The organism is Staphylococcus simiae, from assembly GCF_002902085.1.
In the GTDB taxonomy this organism is placed as follows: Bacteria; Bacillota; Bacilli; order Staphylococcales; family Staphylococcaceae; genus Staphylococcus; species Staphylococcus simiae.
Window position 1 is genome coordinate 1 of the sequence record NZ_PPQR01000088.1, and the last position, 305, is coordinate 305.

At 45.2% G+C, this 305-nt stretch carries 1 protein-coding gene; it reads right to left on the reverse strand.

Annotated elements, in window-relative coordinates:
* Positions 1-158 precede the first annotated feature (158 nt).
* Positions 159-281 carry a hypothetical protein gene (locus CD113_RS12960; RefSeq protein ID WP_269457560.1) on the reverse strand — a complete coding sequence of 41 codons (123 nt, stop codon included), beginning with the start codon at positions 279-281 and terminating at the stop codon, positions 159-161.
* Positions 282-305: the final 24 nt, after the last annotated feature.

The following is a 305-nucleotide window of genomic DNA, read 5'->3' on the forward strand; positions in this document are numbered from 1 at the left end:
CATGTCTTTTTGACATAAAAAAAGAGACCTTACGGTCTCAATGCGACTCATCGCATCCATTTTTATTGCCTGGCAACGTCCTACTCTAGCGGAACGTAGTTTGCTACCATCGGCGCTATGGCGCTTTCTTGACTTGAGACAACCGCTCGCATCTTTCCTCATTGGCGTCTCTCTCTGACTCCTTTAGCTCGTCTAAAGTCGTGGCGCTCGTTCCTTATTTCGTCAGCTTCAAACGCTTTCTCTGCATCAAGTCCTTCTATACCTTCATGTCTTTTTGACATAAAAAAAGAGACCTTACGGTCTCA